At 34.3% G+C, this 19,874-nt stretch carries 14 protein-coding genes and 3 tRNA genes; 8 read left to right on the forward strand and 9 right to left on the reverse strand.

Annotation, left to right across the window (positions count from 1 at the left end; genetic code table 11):
* Positions 1-120 precede the first annotated feature (120 nt).
* From BGO88_RS01625 to BGO88_RS01640, 4 genes are read left to right on the forward strand one after another with little or no spacing between them, the layout of a single operon-like run.
* Entirely contained in the window at positions 121-4,392 is a 4,272-nt protein-coding gene (locus BGO88_RS01625) for a phage tail tape measure protein (protein WP_286705724.1), read from the forward strand.
* Entirely contained in the window at positions 4,392-4,799 is a 408-nt protein-coding gene (locus BGO88_RS01630; RefSeq protein WP_286705725.1) for a hypothetical protein, read from the forward strand. Before BGO88_RS01625 ends, BGO88_RS01630 begins: the two co-directional genes overlap by 1 nt.
* Positions 4,796-6,946, forward strand: coding sequence for a hypothetical protein (locus BGO88_RS01635; RefSeq protein ID WP_286705726.1), 2,151 nt, complete (start codon positions 4,796-4,798; stop codon positions 6,944-6,946). Before BGO88_RS01630 ends, BGO88_RS01635 begins: the two co-directional genes overlap by 4 nt.
* The gene (locus BGO88_RS01640; RefSeq protein ID WP_286705727.1) at positions 6,924-8,780 is read left to right on the forward strand and encodes a hypothetical protein; all 1,857 of its coding nucleotides are present in this window, start codon (positions 6,924-6,926) and stop codon (positions 8,778-8,780) included. The genes BGO88_RS01635 and BGO88_RS01640 overlap by 23 nt, the downstream gene beginning before the upstream one ends.
* Here the strand turns inward: BGO88_RS01640 and BGO88_RS01645 are convergent.
* The 4 genes from BGO88_RS01645 to BGO88_RS01660 form a co-directional block, all read right to left on the reverse strand.
* Positions 8,772-9,902 carry a site-specific integrase gene (locus BGO88_RS01645; protein ID WP_286705728.1) on the reverse strand — a complete coding sequence of 377 codons (1,131 nt, stop codon included), beginning with the start codon at positions 9,900-9,902 and terminating at the stop codon, positions 8,772-8,774. The two genes, BGO88_RS01640 and BGO88_RS01645, sit on opposite strands and share 9 nt — an antisense overlap.
* Positions 9,903-10,055: 153 nt before the next feature.
* Positions 10,056-10,129 (reverse strand) — tRNA-Arg (locus BGO88_RS01650).
* Between the two features lie 15 nt (positions 10,130-10,144).
* Positions 10,145-10,219: transfer RNA gene (locus BGO88_RS01655), tRNA-Pro, on the reverse strand.
* A gap of 10 nt (positions 10,220-10,229) precedes the next feature.
* Positions 10,230-10,313: transfer RNA gene (locus tag BGO88_RS01660), tRNA-Ser, on the reverse strand.
* 267 nt (positions 10,314-10,580) lie between these two features.
* On the opposite strand from BGO88_RS01660, the gene BGO88_RS01665 reads away from it, so the two are divergent.
* Both BGO88_RS01665 and BGO88_RS01670 read left to right on the forward strand, forming a co-directional pair.
* Positions 10,581-11,432 (forward strand): NAD(P)H-hydrate dehydratase, encoded by an 852-nt coding sequence (locus BGO88_RS01665; RefSeq protein WP_286705729.1) that lies wholly within the window; start codon positions 10,581-10,583, stop codon positions 11,430-11,432.
* A gap of 2 nt (positions 11,433-11,434) precedes the next feature.
* A complete protein-coding gene (locus BGO88_RS01670; RefSeq protein WP_056073591.1) occupies positions 11,435-11,986 on the forward strand; it encodes a GNAT family N-acetyltransferase in 552 nt (183 codons plus the stop codon).
* On the opposite strand, the gene BGO88_RS01675 is transcribed toward BGO88_RS01670, so the two are convergent.
* Complete coding sequence (locus tag BGO88_RS01675; RefSeq protein WP_286705730.1) at positions 11,987-12,640, reverse strand: hypothetical protein; 654 nt, start codon at positions 12,638-12,640, stop codon at positions 11,987-11,989.
* Positions 12,641-12,903: 263 nt separating this feature from the next.
* Here BGO88_RS01675 and BGO88_RS01680 point away from each other — a divergent pair, with 263 nt between their 5' ends.
* Both BGO88_RS01680 and BGO88_RS01685 read left to right on the forward strand, forming a co-directional pair.
* Positions 12,904-14,367, forward strand: a complete 1,464-nt coding sequence (locus tag BGO88_RS01680; protein WP_286705731.1) for a glycoside hydrolase family 130 protein — start codon at positions 12,904-12,906, stop codon at positions 14,365-14,367.
* Between the two features lie 16 nt (positions 14,368-14,383).
* A complete protein-coding gene (locus BGO88_RS01685) occupies positions 14,384-14,689 on the forward strand; it encodes a hypothetical protein (protein WP_286705732.1) in 306 nt (101 codons plus the stop codon).
* 374 nt (positions 14,690-15,063) lie between these two features.
* Here BGO88_RS01685 and BGO88_RS01690 read toward each other — a convergent pair whose 3' ends face one another.
* The 4 genes from BGO88_RS01690 to BGO88_RS01705 all read right to left on the reverse strand — a co-directional run.
* Entirely contained in the window at positions 15,064-16,575 is a 1,512-nt protein-coding gene (locus tag BGO88_RS01690; RefSeq protein ID WP_286705733.1) for an SIR2 family protein, read from the reverse strand.
* A gap of 75 nt (positions 16,576-16,650) precedes the next feature.
* On the reverse strand, positions 16,651-18,384 hold the full coding sequence (locus BGO88_RS01695) for an ATP-binding protein (RefSeq protein ID WP_286705734.1): 1,734 nt from the start codon (positions 18,382-18,384) through the stop codon (positions 16,651-16,653).
* Complete coding sequence (locus tag BGO88_RS01700) at positions 18,381-19,472, reverse strand: hypothetical protein (protein WP_286705735.1); 1,092 nt, start codon at positions 19,470-19,472, stop codon at positions 18,381-18,383. The genes BGO88_RS01695 and BGO88_RS01700 overlap by 4 nt, the downstream gene beginning before the upstream one ends.
* A gap of 30 nt (positions 19,473-19,502) precedes the next feature.
* Positions 19,503-19,874, reverse strand: a 372-nt coding sequence (locus BGO88_RS01705; RefSeq protein ID WP_286705736.1) for an XRE family transcriptional regulator, incomplete at its 5' end; no start/stop codon positions are given.

A 19,874-nucleotide genomic window follows, 5' to 3' on the forward strand; every position in this document is an offset into this window, starting at 1 on the left:
ACAGATTATGATCAATAAAGACACCAATTTTACTGAAAATCAGTAAGGATGGGAAAGACGATCAGTGATGAGATTATGAAGCTTTCAATTATCATTGAAGGAGACTCGGCACAACAGCAATTGTTTAAATTAGAAAAAGCAACCCGTAAGCTAAATGAAGAAAATGCAAGCTTACGGCTTGAAAAACAGCGTTTAGATAAGCAAGGAAAACAAGAGAGTGCCCGATACAAAGAGATAACCTCTTTGATGCAAGCAAATTCAAAAGCCATAGCTGAAAACAAAAGCAAGATGGCCGAACTTCAAAAGGAAATCGGCCTGACCGGTCTTACTATGTCACAATTGAGAAGTAAGGCCACGATGTTGCGAAATACCTTGCAGAATCTTTTACCAGGATCACAAGATTACGCTCGATATAGGTCAGAACTTAATGATGTTAATGCGAGAATAGCAGAATTAAACGGGCGGGCAACAACAGCCCGCAATACTTTAGGTTCGTTTGCTGACAGTTACAACCGATATGCGGCTTTAGGGGCTTCGTTTATTGCTCTATTAACCGGTATTGTGCTATCAGTTCAAAAAGTAATTGATTGGAATGGTAAGCTGGCAGACGCCCAATCAAATGTCCAGAAAACTACTGGAATGACAAAAGCTGAAGTCGACGCATTGACAAAATCTTTTGGTTTGTTTCAGACTAGAACCTCAAGGATCGACTTACTGGGTATCGCTGAAGTTGGTGGTCGAATTGGGATTGCAAAGGATGAGATATCAGATTTCGTTAAGGTTATGGATAAAGCTTCCGTTGCATTAGGGGATTCATTTGAAGGAGGCCCTGAAGAGGTCGCTGATAAATTAGGGAAAATCAAAGGGTTATATGAAGAAATAAAAAATGTAAAAGTAGAAGTTGCATTTAATGCTGTCGGTTCAGCCATTAATGATTTGGGCGCCGATGGAAATGCAACTGAAGCTAATATAGCTGCTTTTGTCACTAGGGTAGGCTCGTTACCGGACGCACTTAAACCATCAGTTGCGCAAGCTCTAGGTTTAGGCGCTGCATTTGAAGAATCCGGTTTACAGGCTGAGCTTGCAGGAAACAATTATGGTAAAGTTATTTCTATTGCTTCGAGAGACTTTCCAAAATTTGCAAAAGTCATGAACGTATCGGAGAAATCGGTAAAGGATCTTCTTAATACTGATCCTAATGAATTTTTCCTTCAGTTCGCAGAATCATTAAAGGGACTGGACGCAACCGATCTGGCTCAGGTACTCGATTATCTGAAGCTAAATGATAACGAGGTTAAAATGGTGTTGGGAGCTGCATCTAAAAATATTGATCTGTTCAGGGATAAGATTGATTTAGCTAGTAAGTCAATGAATGAAGCTACATCATTGACAAATGAATTTGATATTAAAAACAACAATTTAGCCGCTACACTCGAAAAATTAAAGAAAAAGGTTATTGCCGCATTTTCATCAGAAACTATTGTGAACTGGCTTGCTTCCTCGGTAGAATGGTTTGCTAAACTGGTTGGAGCAACTGACGATGTGGACGGATCAGGAAGAAAATGGCGTAACACTTTAGTTTTCATTGCAAAATCAATAGCTGTGGTTACGGCCGCATTGGTTACCAACGTAGCATGGCAGAAACTTGTTGTATTATGGACCGCACGTAACACACAAGGCCAACTGCTTTACAATTTGGCAGTTAAAGCCAGGGCAATATCTGAAGGAATTGCGATAGTTTCTACCCAATTATGGGCAGGAGCTACAATGTTGCTGACCGGTAATATAAGAGGAGCTACTCAAGCTTTAAGAATAATGACGGCAACAATGAAAACTACTCCATGGGGGCTTTTACTTTCTTTAGTTGCCGCTGTTGGTGTAGCCTATGTTGCATTTTCTGAAAGCGCTTCTAAGGCAGCCCAAGTTGAAAAGACTTTAGCTGAAGTACACCTCGAAGCAACACAAAGCATAGCAAAAGAAAGAAATGAATTGGATATGCTTGTAAAGGTGGCCAAAGATGAGACTATCCAGAAGGAAACGAGAGAAAAAGCCATTAAAAGGTTAAATGAAATTATACCGGACTATATTGGCACTCTTACGTTAGAGAACCTGAAAATGATGGAGGGGACTAACATTCTTAAAAAATACACTGACGAACTTTATAAGAATGCCAGGGCTAAAGCAGCACAATCAAAATTTGAAGAGTTGGCCAAACAGCAACTCGAAGTTGAAAATAGAACTTCCCGTGCTTATGAAAACGGGTTTGCTTCTTTTATGTCTAGGATTACTGGACAAGGAAATAGCCCTGAACGTGATAATATAAAAACCCGTAGAGATGTTGAAGCTTATGTTCTGAAGACCTTCTTCCCGAATGCTCGTAAGGACAAAACTACGGGCTTATCGATGGTTGATAAGGAAAACTGGGATAGATTAGTCGCCCAATATGTAAAGGCATTCGGTATTGATGAAAAAGAATCAGAATTGGCAACAATCAAAGCACAGATGGAAGCTTTAGAAGGCGATCTGCTAAAAGCTACTGTTGAAGATTTGGAAAAACCAAAAGACGAAAAGAAAAATATCAATATTCCTGCAGACGAAAAAAAGAAAAAATATAACGATAGTTACCTGAAGGATGAAGAAAAGTTTGCAGATGATCTTTTGAAACTGAGAAGAAAAACTGAAGAAGATCGATTGGCCCTGATGCAAGAAGGCTATGAAAAAGAAATGGAGCAAGAGAGAATAAACCATAAATACAAACTGCTGGAACTCCAAAATGAAATAATTGACAAGCAAAAATTAGAAAAGATTGATAAGCAGATTGCTGAAGCCCAAAAAGCCGGTGATTCTCCAAAAGTCAAAGCATTAGAAAGCATCAGAAAAATGATGCTGGAAAAAAACAAGGAAATAAATGATCAGATAGAGATTGAAGAACAATTGCACCTGGTCAGGATGTCTACAATCGAAGAAAAAGGAGCATCTGATAAAATTAAAAAAGACCAGGAGGCATACGAAAAAGCTAAAATCTTACGCCAAACTGAATTTAACAACGAACTAAATTCGATTTCAACACTTGCTGAAGCAAGGGAAATACTTCGTAAGAAACTGTCGATTAGACAGCTTGCAAAAATTAAGACTCTGGAAGAAGCTAAAGAAGCTCTTCAGAAAGAATTTAATAAGCGAGAAATAGATGAAGAAACTAAGCACCTTAACAATCTACTTGCAAAATTCGACATAATAGTTAAAAAGGGGCAACTCGATCAAATAGACCTCTCCTTATTGACTCCGAAACAAGTTGAGGACTTTACAGCTGAAGCCGCAAAAATTGGATTGACTTTAAGCGAGCTTATTGCTAAAAAGAATGAATTGCTTGGGAAGCAAAATTCTGAAAGCAACGCTGTGGCTTTGGGCATTTCTCAAAAAACAGACATCTTAGGTTTTACTGCAGACAATTGGCAGGTTTTTTATGATAATCTGGCCGCTGGTAAGTTTGGGATAGAAGAAATGATATTTACCGTTTCGGCCTTAACTGAAATGTGGGGCAAATACAATCAGTTTGTTACCGCTAATGAACAGGCACAACTTAGAAAATTTGAACAATCGTCGGATGCCAAAAAACGCCGCCTAAAACAGCAATTAGATAATGGCTATATAAACCAGGTACAATACAAAAGGGGTATTGATGCTTTGGATAAGGACCTTGAAAAAAGAAAAGCTGATCTTTCATACAGACAGGCCAAAAGGGAAAAAGGAATTGCGATTGCTTCAGCAATTTCCGGAACTGCTATGGCGGTTGTGGGAGCATTAGGGAATAAACCTTGGACCCCGTTTAACTTTGCTTTGGCAGGTCTTGTTGGAGCAATGGGAGCTTTACAATTGGGAACTATATTGGCAACACCTCTACCAGCTAAAGGATATGAAGAAGGGCTTTATCCGGAATTCGTAAAGCGTGAACAGGATGGAAAAACCTTTAAAGCTTCATTTGGTGGAAATACAAAATCCGGAATGGTAAAGAAGCCTACCTATTTTCTTGCCGGAGAAGGAAATAAACCTGAAATGGTAATTGATAATAAAGCCTGGACAAAAATGAATCCAGATTTAAAAGATTCGTTGATAAGGGAACTTCGCGGAATTAAAGGCTTTGAAAATGGCTACTACAAAGATGGGCTGCTTTACACAGGCCCTGATAATCCAAAACCTGAAAATTCTTCAGGAAGCAATGATCAGCTGCTTATGATGATGTTTAAACTTCTTTCTGAAAATACTGAACTCATGCGGGATATTAAAGAAAGTGGTTTGACTGCGGTTGTATCTTCAAAAGATTACAAATCAATAAAAGAATTGAGGGATGCCCTCAAAAGATTGGAAGATAACAGAAAAAAATCTCAAGTCTAATGAATACATACTTTACAGATTACGCTATCCTAACCAGTAAAATAGCCAATATTTTATGTGATCAGATTTTCGATCAGGTTACTCAAGAATTTTCAGGTGATGTAAAATACACCGATAAATTTATACTATCCGGAAGGCTTTCCAAAAACCTGCAGGAAGAATTAGAGACTCCAATAAACAACGTTGTTTTTATTACTGAAGATTTAGATATGTTTCAGTATTATCAAGCAAATGCAGCTAAAATATCGCCATCTGCTACCGGTATCGTACATTATAAAAATAGAACTTTGATCTATTTCAAGCAGGTTTTTATTGAAGTCTGGTTTACTTCAGAAACTTTATTAATTGGCAAATATGAAAACCTTCCTGTTCAACAAGTATCACAAATACCAACAGAAACATTATGAGTACACAAATTGGAATTCTATCTAACAATTATGTAACATTTGATCAGCCGACTTATCAAGATTGGTCCCCTGTGCCTGGAGAAACAAATTTCACATGGTTTATAGTTGGTATCGTGCCTTTATATCCACAATATAAAACTATAAAAGTTAAGGATGTTATAGGCTTACCGGCAACATCACAGTTTACACAATTCAGAATTGTAACTTACAAAACTTACTTTGGTGCAGCGCCTCCAACCGATTGGCTGAATGTTACGAGTACAGGATTTAGTTTTAATGCATCAGCTCCAAATCCTTTAACAGAAAATGGATATTCCAGTTTAGTTGGCATGTATATCCAAAATGTTGGCTTATTAACTCCCGGAACATACGTAGCAAAGCTCTCTTTCTTTATAGAAGGAAAAAACTCATCTAATCAATGGATTCAAGTTTCTGATTATACCCACACTGTAACCTTGAATGTGTACCAAGAAAACACGATAACCTATTCTCCAAATAGGTTAGATATTACACACTATCAAAATACGCCGCTTGCTTCTAGTCCAATAACTGTTTCGGGCGCTTCTTGGCAGCTTGTTGCGAGGGATAAGTATATTTTGACTTCAGAAGATGAGAGTGTAATTATAACATCTGAAGAAATAGCAGGACAATTGATTTATAAGGCTACCGGTAGTGGTGCAAGAGTTGTAAAATTATGTCTGTCTGATTATTTTGATACTGACGAGGCTGTTGAAAGTTCTGATTTGGATTCCTTTGTTACAGTCCTAAAAGATTCATCCCAGATCGGAATAATACCAATTAGGGTTACATTGCTAAACACAATCGAATTTGATGCATTTCCAAGAGAACTATTTTATACTGCAGTAAAAGGACATATTGAGCCTACTGAACAGTTTGTATTTGTCTTTTGTGTAGAAACTTTTGCTTTTCAATCTTCGCCATGGTTAATCGTAAGCGAAACCGAAAACGGTATTTTAGTAATACCGGTTCCTACTGCAAACATGGCCGGTGGTGAGTATGTTGGCTCTGTAATTTTAACAGCAACCATAAACGGAATACCTTCAGCCATTACAATTACAGTTAATTATAATTTGCAAGATTATATCACAATACCTTATGATTCAGGTGTTAATTTTACATTGGATAAAAAATTTATAGAATTCAATACTACTTATGATCAGACATATTTCGATATTTTGATAAGCGCTTACATCTATGACTTTTATACGAATGTTGAAAATCTAGAAGTGATCCCGCTTAAAATTCCAATTTTCAAAGGAGCACAAGAGTTTAATTTAGGGAAAGGACTTCATCGTTTAATGAAAAGAGCTGTAGAAATAGATCCCGAATTAAACAACCAATATAAATTAAGCCGTGTAACTATCGAATTTAAAGAATGTTATTTGGTAAACGATGAAGTCATAAGAAGCTTTACGACTCCAGAGTATTTATTTGCGGCCGGTTTGACACCCGGTAACACTTCTGAAGGATATGCGATATTGAATATTAATTCTGGTTTTACTAGGGTAACGGCAAACAGTTTTCAATTTTTAAACCTTTTGGGCCCTTCAGGATCAAGAAATGTAACTGTCAAAAAAAATGGCGAAACTATAAGGAATTATAGTTTTTATGCGGAAGATAGAATACACAGTGAAAAAATTGATTTTTCAAATCTTGAAGTTACACCAGGTGATGTTATTGATTTCGTATATTCAACCGAAAGCCATTTTCTAGTAAAAACATTTATTGTTTTCCCGGACGGCATTGAGTCTAATATGATAATATGGGAGGATGAATATTTATTAAAGTCAGCATTTGTTTGTACCGGTAAATATTCTCTCAAATCAGATTTTGAGTTTAAAACTGAAACTTTATACCAAAAGATTGTAGAATTATTCAAGTCTATTGATAATACTAAAATATCAAAGCTATCAATAAATACGGGCTTTATAATGAAATCTGACATTCCAACGATTGAAAGTTTAATTAGAAGTAAAAGAGCCTGGCTTTATTATGATGACAAACTTATAAAGCTTGTATCTGTAACTAAAAGCTTAACATCAACTGACAGTGATTTAGAGCTGATATCATACGATTTAGAATTTCAAATTAATAGAGAATACGATGAAGAAATTTGTTTGTTCTGATTTCGAACTTGATTTGTCAAGTTACGACGTAACGACTATGGAGGAAAACTTCTGGTTTACGGATAGGATTTTTGCAAAAAGAACATTGCCTTTTGAAATAACCTTGACATCTGACATAGATAAGGTTTTGGGTTATATCAGTTTTCCTAATTCTAGGACTATCGAAACAATGTTTAATGGGTATTATTTTGAGAAGAATGAAAAATTCACTGCAATATTTGAGGTAGAAGAATTCGAGTCTAGCCTATCTGTATCTATAGTTTTTGGCTTCGATGAATTTCCGAATTTTAGCAAAAGACTGTCTGAATTACCTTTGGATAAATTTGAAGTTGATAACATATACACTCATGCTGCAGGAATTATTTCGCAGACATGGCCAGTAGTAAATTATAATTTTCCGCAAATACATACCGACAAGATAAATACTGAAGAAGAGATATGGTTTGCCTTCGGTAAAATTATCAATAACTATAAAGATGGGGCATTTCTGATTAACGAGGTCGATATTACAGAAGATATCACTTACAACAGAAATATCATGCAGCCATTACCCTACCTGTTGCATATACTTAAAAAAGGGTTTGAAGATGCCGGCTATGAACTTGAAGGCGATGTCCTTTCTGATGAAAGCATAAAAAAAATATGTATCTATTCAGATGTAGAATATTACACTACAAATGAACAAGAGCCAATCAATATTTTTAAAATGTCTGAAGACTTTACAGATACAGGAGAAATAACTTTGATTCGACCGCCCTACATACACAGGATGCAGTATTATAGGTTTGATTTTACTTATCCTATCGAACATCCGGGAAAGTATAGGATTGTAGGAACTGTTAAAATGAAACTGTTTCCATATTTGGGCCCTCGACCATTTTTTAGGATAAAGTATAGAAACCAGGTATTGTTTTATCATGAGGTTAATTTAGATTTTGCAAGCTCTAGATTTACTATAACTAAAAATGTTGATGTTGTTTTTGAAACGTTGGTTGATATACTTCCAAATGAAATTATATTAGAATCTTACCAGGGCGCTTCTGCTGATGAGATTATTATTTCATTAGACATTAACCCAATTAGGTTACATGATACTTCTGGTGAAGCAGTTCCAACCATTATAAATCCTAATCAGGTTGATTTAAGCCGATCGGTTCCGGAAATGACTTTTGGTGAATTTTTCACAACTTTAAAAAATTGGTTTAATCTTGATCTTACGCCGAAAGGGAATAAGGCAATTGTAAATTTTGTTCAGGATGAAATTAAGAGAGGGGAGGTTATTGACCTATCTGATACAGAAGTTAAGCAGCCACGAAGAAAATTCAATAAAGGAGTTTCATTTCTACTTCAGTTTAACGAAACTGATAGCAAAGATTATACTTTTCTTCCGGTATTCCATAGCGCATCAGGAATTACAAATAATAGCTTTGTTAAAAATGAAAAAACAAACGAGATAATGATCAATGCTCTGCCGTTACCTCTGATGCTAAGGGAGAATGTGCAGACAGCTCATCATTTTGACTCTGATACATCAAAACTTTTCGCTGTTATGTATGATGGTCTGACTTCAGGTTTGAATCTGGCCAAAAATCCGGATGAGATAATGATTCCAAAAGTACATGAGCGCCATTTTAAAGAATGGTTTGAAAGAAGGATTAATTCTCAAAATTTTATCTGGGAGTTTAAAAAGTATTATGAAAATATCAGGGGCTTGAATTCTAAAAAGAAAATATTTGCTTACAATCAAATACATCTGATCAAGAATATTAATAAAAATGAGCTTGATGAAAACTACTATGAAATAGAAATAGAAACTGAAGCATCATTAAAATAATTTATCGAGTAGAAAAATTTCTGAATTTGCATCTTCATTAACTATATGCGCATAGATCATTGTCTGAGATAAGCTTGAATGGCCAAGCAATAATTGAAGTTTTTCTACTTTTCCTCCAGCTCTAAGAAAACTGGTAGCAAATGTATGCCTTGCAACGTGAAATGAGACAACTTTATTAATTCCAATAAACTTCATGATTTTTTTTAATTCATCGTTTATATGCTGGTCAGCGAATTTCTTCACAAAAAGCAATGGTTCATGATCAATTATTTTTTTGGCGGTATCATTTAAAGCAATTGATTGGTCTTTAGACGTTTTCTGGGATATAAATGTTATATAGCCATCCATAAAGTTTCTGCGTGTCAGATTTTGAACATCAGAAATACGTAAACCTGTCATGCAGCTAAATAAAAAATAGCCTAATACTAGCCGGTATGATTCATTTATATAATTGGAAAAATAGTAATCGGCCAATCTTTTTAGCTCAAAAGGAGATAGGCTGGTTCTGTTTCCTTTTGTGCTTCCGACTTCCAATTCATCCAGGTTAATTTTCAGTTTGATTCCTGATTTCACAGCGATCCCCAAAAATTTTTTTATGCTTGCCATATTTCCGGCAATAGTAGTTTTTGCATTTCCTAACTTGGTCAAATGTCTTTTGTACTTTTTAAACCAGTCATGATCTAAATCCATAAAAGTAATTTCATCGTCGTATTCCTTGATTTTTTTAAGTACTGAATGGTGTCTGTTATAGGAACCTTGCTTCATCATAACTTTTTCTTCTTTCAGGGCCATTTCAAAAAAAGCCGTAAAGCGTAAACGAGGCATACCGTTTATAAATTCCTTTCTCAACATCTCGGGCGTAAGGACTCTTTCGGCCAGTCTATAAGATGTTTTTATATGGGTAAGCTTGGACTTGATATTGTCCAGCAGCAAATTAATATCCTGGTTCTCTTTTGAATTTGGAATTACACGCTGGATATCACTTTGCCAATGTTCCGGGACAACACTTATTTCCAAGAGAATCCTTTCTCTTTTCTTGTTACCGGTAATTGAAAGCATGACCGGGGATTTTCCGTCAATGTTTTTGTATTCTCTAAGGTAGAATCTATCTTTTAATGACACGTAAATTTTATTTGTGTCAACAAGCGTGTCAAAAATCCGATCTGAATGTATAAACATAAGGCAAATGGTTAAAGCTTAAACAAAAAAAAATGCACATCTACAGGCTTTTACAGCTTGTGTGTGCACATTTTTGTTTGGCTTTTTGGGCCTTAGTGAACGCAGAAGGATTCGAACCTTCGACCGCCTGCTTAGAAGGCAGGTGCTCTATCCAGCTGAGCTATGCGTCCATTATTTCAATACCGTCGGGGTGGCAGGATTCGAACCTGCGGCCTCCTGCTCCCAAAGCAGGCGCGATAACCGGGCTACGCTACACCCCGAAAAAAAAAGCGGAGAGACAGGGACTCGAACCCTGGCGACGATTGCTCGTCGACAGATTAGCAATCTGCTCCGTTACCACTCCGGCACCTCTCCTTAATAAATTCGTAAGAACTTATCCTTTTTTGCGGTTGCAAATGTAGCTTATCATTCTATAAATTACAACTATTTCGTAAGTTTTTTTATCTTTTTTTTACATAAAAATTAAAATGTATTAACACTCAGTACAATAGAAAAATATTTTTCAGGTCTGTTTTTCTCAATTTTGCTTCGCCGGTAATGACTTTCTCTTAACCGCAATATAAATTGAACAGGTATTACTATCTTTATTGCTTATTAAATCTTTTTAAATGTGATTCACAGATGGAGGCCCTACTTATTAATAAACACGAAATCCTCAAACGTTACAAACCTGTCTCGGTCCAGACCCATAAAGGAACACAAGGGCATGCACTAATTATTGGAGGAAGCTATGGAAAAATGGGCTCTATAATCCTGGCATCAAAAGCAAGTTTAAAATCAGGCTGTGGCTTGGTAACAGCTTTAATTCCAAAATGCGGCTATACCAGTATTCAGACTTCATTTCCGGAAGCAATGGTTATTACCGATAAAGAAGAAGCATATATTTCAGAAATAGAATTTGAGATTATTCCCAATGCTATTGCAATAGGTATGGGCATAGGCCAACACGAAACAACCCAAAAAGCATTTATAAAATTCCTAAAGGATAACAACAAGCGACTATTGATTGACGCCGACGGAATCAACATACTTTCAAAAAGCAAGGAACTGTTTGATTTTGTTTCGGAACAGACAATATTGACTCCTCACAGGAAAGAATTGCAAAGACTTATTGGAGATTGGAGTTCAGAAGAAGAGATGATTGAAAAGGCAACTGAGTTGGCCGAATCAAAAAAATGGATAATTGTCATAAAAGGGGCGCCAACGCAAATAATCTCGAACAATACAATATATACCAACTCAACAGGAAATCAGGCCTTAGCGACAGCCGGAAGCGGTGATACGCTTTCAGGAATTATAGCTGGTTTATTAGCTCAGGGGTATACGCCGGAAGATGCAGCAATACTTGGCGTATATATTCACGGACTAACAGCAGACATTGGCTCAAAATCGCTCGGATACCAAGCTTTTATAGCTTCAGATATTATTGAAAATTTGGGAAAAGCTTTTTTATCTTTGGACGAAAATTTTTAAGAATGGAAACTTTATCAATACATACTGAACGATTGCACATCAGACACCTTACTCAAAATGACCTGGATGATTTTCACATATACAGATCCAATCCTGAGGTTACGAAATACCAGGGTTTTGATGTAATGACACGCGAACAGGCTTCCGAATTTATAGCCAAACAGGAAAATAAATTATTTGGGAAAAGAGGTGAGTGGGTACAATATGCCATTGAAAGCAAAGAAACCGGAAGATTGATAGGAGATTGTGCTATAAAACTTGACGCTTTTGATGAGCGCATTGCTGAAGTTGGAATGACAATTTCTCACCTGCATCAGCAAAAAGGCTATGCAAAAGAAGCCTTTTCCGGGATTATGGATTTTCTTTTTGCCGTTAAAAACATACACCGGATAGTTGAAACGGTAGATGCAGAAAATATTGCTTCAATAAGTCTTTTAGAAAGCTTAAAATTTCGTAGGGAAGGGCATTTTATAGAGAATATCTTTTTTAAAGGAAATTGGGGAAGCGAGTTCCAATATGCTATGCTAAAGAGGGAATGGCTGGCCAATAGCTAGCTATTCTTTTACAATAATAGCTGTTGCTTTAAAACCGGTTGCCAGATTCCAGCGATTGGCTACGACAAGGGTTCCTTTATCATCAAATACATGAAATTCAGCCGTATTAGGTCCGGATGTTCCCTGATTCAGTGCTTCAAAATCAACTCTGTTAAAGCCCTGTTTTAAAGGTAGTTTTAAGGTTCTGAAATCAGTAGTTAATGTAACCGAAGCTACTACCACAACATCATTTACTGAAATTTTTATCATGTCGCCATCCGGAGCTCCGTGGTCGCGGAATACTATATTTACATATTCACCATTATTTTTAAAATCACCAAAATACTGGTTTCCTTTTACTGCAACCTGTGATTCCCCTCCGCTTTTTTTATTTAGCTCTTTGGTGTATTTATCGCCTGGATTCGCAAATTGCTCGCTACCCTGACCAAAATTGACCGTATCGGTTCCGCCAACTTTATATTTATCTGACTTTGGAAGCGACTTGGGAATTGTAAAACCAAAATTTGGATCTACAGTAGTATTCGACTCTGTAGAAGGTATTGACATCGTACTGTTTGTATTGGCAGAAGGTATTGAAATCGACTTGTTATAGTCAACCTGAGCATACATCTGAGCAGTAAAAAAAACAATAAAGAGTAAAGCAACAGATTTCATGGATACTTTTTGATAAACAGTTTCTGCAAAATTCATGCTAAAATTAAAAAACTTTTAAGTTTTATAGCTCTTATATAAAAAATAAAGGCTGCAACTTATAAAATTTTGACTGCAAATGCCTTCTTGAGCTTTTGTTTTGGGTTAATTTTAGCATTTTAGGTGCTTTTCGTATAAATTAAAAATCGTATTTTAGGGATAAGATTTTTTCATCCCAAAACAGGATACTCTTAATATTTCATCGAAAATTTTTTAAAACAATGCCCATGAGATTGTCTGTTGAACGAAAACCTATAAAAGTATATCCCGATTCCGGACGTGTCATTGCCCGGTATTTTTTCAATGGCGAAGAACGTGCTGTTGAACTCCTTAAAAAGCTATTACTTCTGGATAACGAAACCGTTTTTGGATTAATTTCTCCACTGCTACAGGATTTTTCAAAACGTCATAGAAATATTACCAAAAAGCTACTGAAACATTGTGACAGGGTAAAAGCTTATATTGAGAAAGCAGGCGGTAATTATGAAAAACTTGACGATTACACCAAACTACTCATTGGTTCTTATTTTACGCATGAATATTCCATAGAATCGGCTGCTTTTTTCAATCCGTCAATTGTTCCCGATCCTGACCAGACTAATCTTGAAGAAGGCCAACTTCGAGTACTGATTAGCTTTAGGGCAGTGGGAGAGGGGCATGTTTCTTCAGTAGTTTTCAGACGTGCCATGATAGACAAGCATGGAAATATAACTGTAATTCCTGCCGGAAATTATATTGATGAAGCTGAAAAAGTCCATAACATGGTCTATAACAAAAAGCTTTTCCTCAAAAAAGCACAGGAAGCAGATATTAATGATGATTTCTTAAAAGCTGTAGACGAAAAACTGGGCGAGCGTTTTGATTATGACAGCCTCAAAAAAGTGGTTATTGAAGCCAAAGAGAAAACAAAAGACGAAAAGATAATCACGCAATACAATATGATTTTGGCGTTATCTGACAGCTATCGAAAAATAAGTTTTTCAAAGGATACCGATATAAGCGACAGGGTTATTTTCCCAATTTCAGATTTTGAAAGCAACGGGATAGAAGATGCCCGTTTTGTCAAATTCGTAAAAGAAAACGGAAAAGTAATTTATTACTGTACATATACCGCTTACGACGGAAATCACATCATGCCAAAACTCCTTCAGACCTATGATTTCTATGATTTCAAAACAAGTCCGTTAAACGGTTCCGGAGCAAAAAACAAGAACCTGGCTTTATTTCCCCGAAAAATTAATGGGAAATATGCCATGCTTTCCCGTATTGACGGCTGGAATAATTACTTGATGTATTCCGACCATATCAATATCTGGGAAAAACCAATAAAAATACAAAGTCCGGAATATCCATGGGAATTGGTACAGATAGGAAACTGCGGTTCACCTATAGAAACCAAATACGGCTGGCTTATCATAACACATGCCGTTGGACCAATGCGACGCTATTGTATTGGCGCCTCATTATTAGATATTGACAATCCAGAAATAGAAATAGGACGTTTAAAAGAACCGCTCATTATGCCCAATCCCGATGAACGCGAAGGTTATGTTCCCAACGTTGTTTACTCTTGTGGTTCCATCATACATAACAACGACCTGATTATTCCATACGGACTCTCGGACCATAGTTCCGGATTCGCTTCGGTGAACCTGGATTTGCTATTAGAAAAGCTTGTCCAAGGAGGCTAAATTTATTTTCAACCCTATGCAGAAAAAAAGCTTTTTTATAAAATTAGCATTGTTAATTGTTCCAATACTTCTTATTGCCAGCGTTCCATTAACGAAACAAAGCTATCAAAGTATTGGCGGCGGAGGCTATGATCTGACTAATCTATATTGCGGATTCTTTATTCTTCTGGCTATAATCATCTGGATTCTTTTTATTATCGGTCATTCGATAATTTTTAGAAAAAACAGAAATACCTTGAGTAATAATCTAAAGTTAATAGGCATTGGTTTTGGAACATTTTTTATTGCCTCTTTAATACTGTTCAATACCTGGATAACTTAATCAAAGCTATGGATAATCACATTACTGTTACAACAACTAATGGTAAACGCTGTCTGATTTTTATTGACAAAATCACGCACATCTGCGAAGATGAAAACGGAAAAGCTATAATTTGTTTTGGTAGCGAAAAAGTTGTTTGTAATGAAAGTTATAGTGAGGTTATGCATGAGATTAAGTTTCTTTAAAGTCACCGACTGCAACTTTTAAAAACATTTTCCTTTGGGCGTGCCCCTACGGGTCGGGCTATCCGCTACAAGTCCTCGCTCGTGCCTCGCTGTGGGCTTTTCGCTGCTATCCCTCACGCAAACCCAGCATAAAATAGAGTAGGGAACTCAACCGAATGGAGAAGAATGTGTACTTTAAAAATATTTTGATTAAGAATTAATTTTATTTAGAATTTCAGTGATTTCATTATATGATGCATACCATATAATTGAAACTCCTAATTCTTTCATTATTTCTTCATTTAATTTATGGTGTCTATTCAAAAATTCTTCAGCCCCTTCTACATTATTGATTTGTTTATTTCTAGCTCCATTAAATTCTGAATATGCAAAATTTTCAACAGATAATCTTTTCATAAATGCATAATGCTTAGGTCTGTCTATATTCCTTGCTGAAATATCCAAAAGTCTTCGCAAGTTAGGATCCGCCATAGAAAGTCCAATCATTAAGCAATTGTTGTCGCGTAAATTAGCAAGCTGTACAAGATTCGACCAATGATAAGCATCAGTATAAATTTGGTGATAACCTTCTTCTGAAAAAACCAACGTGCTCTTTTCTAATCCTTCATATTTTTCTATATCTTCTGGTAAAAAACCGTGAACATGGTAGATCGGTAATTCATCAGGGTCGAAAGCTTCATTTTCTGTATAAATACTATGATGTTGTATTGATTTTGAAGCTAATTGTCTTTCAAGTAAATCATCAAAATTGTATGTGATCAAAGTTTTAACTTTTGCTCCTGTTCTTCTAGGCATACACAAGCTAGAAATAGCAGTAATTAAATCAGAATCTAATTTTTTTGTTGTATCTCGCAATTTGTAAAGATTCTCTGTTATTGCTTTAGTAAAATCTTTCATTTCGCTAGTTTGCTTAGAAAGTCCTTTTCTTAAATATCTAGCTGCCATTAATGCTGATGGTTCATCTATAGTATTTAGCCTTTCAACAATTTGCTTTATATCTTCATCAGATATGTTTGTTTGTTGATTAAGCTCTTGCGTTAAATAAGATACAAATAGTGAATTAAGAAGTGTATTCCAATCCGGCATTCCAGCACTACTAGATACTCCTGCTCCCAGAAACATTGAAAATTGACTACGTTCATAAGATTCTTTTAAAAGGTCAATCTTTTCATCTCTTTCTCTTTTCCAATCACCAACTTCTTTAGTAACAGCATTTTCTAATCTTAATGAAAACAAATTATTAGCAATTTCTGTTGCTTTTGCTTTGTGCTTATTAGCTATTTTAGAGATTTCTTTAGGTCCCCAAATTGATATTTTTAATTCTGGATTTAATAATAAAATTTCATTTGTAATTTTTAAGATAATTTTTTCTGGAACAGTTTCAGAACTAATTATTAGGAGATTTGAGTACATAGAAGATTTTCCTAAGTAATTAAATTTTTGAATATATAAATCACTTATAAACTTAGGTTGTAGTCTATATAAATTATATTTAACATCAATTAAAGTATTACCCTCAAAACTATCAAATCCATCTTCTGCATAGGCATTACCAATTCTCCTCAGACCTTTAACTAAAGAAAATTTTTTTCTTTGGTTCTCAATATGGTATTTTAATAGATTTAATATAAATGTTTCAAAAGAGTAACGGTCTCTTGGTTCTCCGCTATTAAACTTTAAAAAAATATCTTCTATGTTCATTTAAAAGTTTATTATTTTGATAATTATTTGATGTATTTAATTTGGGATTAAAATATAACTTGTGAATAATGTATTTTAAACATGTTCCATAATTTCATAAGTGTTATTCAGTAAATTATCTAAGTCGCTATGATGATCTTTTAAAATTGATTGCTTTTCAGTTGAATCGCCAATGCAAATTAGTTTTGTATCATTATTGAAAAATGTCTTTTTATAGTATTCTATTTTAGGGTCTTTTAGTTTATTATCAGCTAATGAAATAATTGTTTGAGTATCTTTTGGTGTGTTAGTACAAATAAAATCCAAAATTTTATCTTTACTCTTTCCATCTAAGTCCTCTTTAAAGATGCTGTCAAGCATTAAAGGAAGTCTATGAATATTATTTGTTTCATTAATGATCTTGTTAAAAGCAAAATGATAGCTCAAAACAGCAAGATGTAACTCAACACCTTGAAAAGGAAAACTTGATAATTCATATATATAATTGAACCTTCTATCATCCAACTGCGGAACGCCAAGTTTTTTATTATTAAGGTTATAATAGTCTTTAAATTTTCTATTTTTAATTAATCGCTCGTTTTCTAAATCTTCGTCATCTTTAAATAATTGTAATTTATCTCGCAACTCTTTAATCTCGAAATCTAATTTTCCAATGTTTGCAATTATTGAATCTTCGAGTTTTATATTAGCCTGCGTTTTTATCCATTCATCAAGCGTAACATTTTTCTGTGAATAGATTACATGTCTATGATAATCATTCGCTAACATATCTCGTAATCCACTAATTTTTTTATTTAATGAATTGATTTCTGATTGTATTTTTTTATTGTCTGATGAAATCTTTTCTTTTATTTTAATTGAATCATTTTCTTCCTGATAATACTGATATATTTCTTTCGTATCTATTGGTAATACCTGTTGACAAATAGGACAATTATCTTTGCCAGGGAACTGATGTTTATGATTTCTACTAACCTTAGATACGACAGAAAGTCTTTGAGTATTATAGGTCAATATATTTGATTTTTTTACATATTCATTTTCCAGTTCTAATAACTCTGATTTTCTTTGTGCTATCTCGTTGATAAATTCTTGTCCTTTTCCTTTAAAAGAATCATCAATAAGCTTAGCTGTCTCAATTGTTTTATCAGTCCTTTCAAAATTAAGATAGAAGTTATATTTTAACTTTTTATCATTCAATTCATTTTCAAGTTCTTTTTTTCGTTCTTTATCTTCTAGTTTTGAGATTCCTAAATAATAGTCTAAAAAGTCATCTTTAAAATTTTTATAAAAATCAAGATTACTAAAGGACTTTCTTAAATATACCCATCCCACATCTTGTGATACATAGTAGGGTAAAAAGATTGTTTCTATTGGCGCTTTTGAAATTCCGCTTTTAGATTCTAACAGCAAATCAAAATCAAATAAATTATTGAAAAATTCTTTCAATTTTGCATGTTCAACAGAACTATTACCAGAAATACCATTAAATGTAATTATCTTATTTTCTGTGTGGTTTTTAATGAATAGGGTTTCATCATTACGCACAAAAGTAAAATCATTATTCTGTGTCCCTTTTATTATTGTTATGTCTAAACGTGTAAATATATTTTCTGATAATATTTTTACCAGTTTAGTTTTATTATCATTGATTCCAAACGTATATAGTATTAATTGAATTAAGGTACTTTTACCCGAAGTATTTGCCCCATAGATTACATTAAGGTTGTTTCCAAAGTCAGTAAAAAAACTCTTTTTATTAACTTCACTATGGATAAATATTTTATTGAGTTTTAATTTTGTTTTCATTTTTGTAAAAGTATTTGATAATAACCAGCTGCTATTGCAGCTTTTAGTTGAGTAGGAGACAATACAGAGCTATTATATTTTAAAAAATCGTCATGTAGATATTTAATACAATTCACATCATTAGTATAGCTTACAAATGTTGGCTTTTTACTTTCAATGTATTTAATTATTTTTTGATGCTCTCCTTGCTTTAAGTCTTTAAAATGATCTAAACTATTTTCAAAATCAAGTTCAAAATTTAATGCGTCAACTACATTTATTCCCAATTCATCATGGATTTTTTCTGCTTTCTTTCGACACATTTCAAGAGCAAGATTCTTTGTAGTCAATATATTTAGGATCTCATTTATTTTTGCTGATTCTAATCTTTTTGATACATCTTTTAATTTGGGTTGGTCGCCCATATTATATGTACTTTCAATTCCTTTTAGATTAAAAATAAAAGTATCTCTTGCTGCGTCGTGATCTAGAATAAGTTTTCCAAATACGGTTTTAAATTTTCCCGATAACAGTTCTAATTGACTTTTTGTGTTACGCCCAATATCTATAAAGCTGAAATTTAAATTAGGGAATTGATCTAACTGATCTTTATCAAATGTTACCTTGGCATTTCCTTTTTTTAAATTAGTTTGACAATCTACTGGTAAATCAGGGTATTTTACAGATTCGTTTGTTTCATTAACATAGAACCTTTTTGTTTTTTTTGAAGTAGAACAAGTATAGTCGAGAGAAACTGTATTATTGGTTATAAAATGATGTAATTGAGAATATGAAGAAGATTTCTTTAATTCATCCTTTAATAACTCAACTCCAGAATTACAAATTTTTTGAATAATCTCATATAATTGATTTGTTGTCCAAGTAGTTGAAGATTTTTTAGCTTGATATGTTGTTATTTCTGCTAGTTCGGATTTTTCATTTAAAATTCCGAAAACAATATCATCATAATGCTCTAACATTATGAAATAATTTTGGTCTTTTAAAGCACTATACTTTTCTAGAAATATATAAATACAAGTGTTTCTTTGAAAATCAAATCCAACGTTTGCTTGAACTCCTGAATTACTGTCAATTTTTTTTTCTCCCATTGAGCTAAAATAGTTTGGGATTACTAATACTTATTTTTCGTGAATCAACTTTTCCAACCTCGCCATCATATCATCCTTTTCCTTTAACATACGCTCGTAAAGGGCAATTTTTTCATCGTATAGTACAACAATCTTATCAATTGGATTAAAAGTACATTGTATATTTTCAGCAGTAGCGTTTGCTATCGACCCCTCATTAAAGGTATTTGATATAATATTTATCACAGAATCCTCGTCAAAATTCTCAATAGCCTCGCTAGGCACTTTCAGGATTTTAGCCACTTGTTCTAAAATATCCTTTTCTACGGACTCTTTTTGTTCCAGGAGAGAGATTTTCTTTTGGTTCCAGTCATCGCCCAATTCGTAGGCTAGGGCGTCTTGCTTGATGCCGAGCATTTCACG

This window comes from Flavobacterium sp. 38-13 (assembly GCF_001899155.1).
GTDB classification, from domain to species: Bacteria; Bacteroidota; Bacteroidia; order Flavobacteriales; family Flavobacteriaceae; genus Flavobacterium; species Flavobacterium lindanitolerans.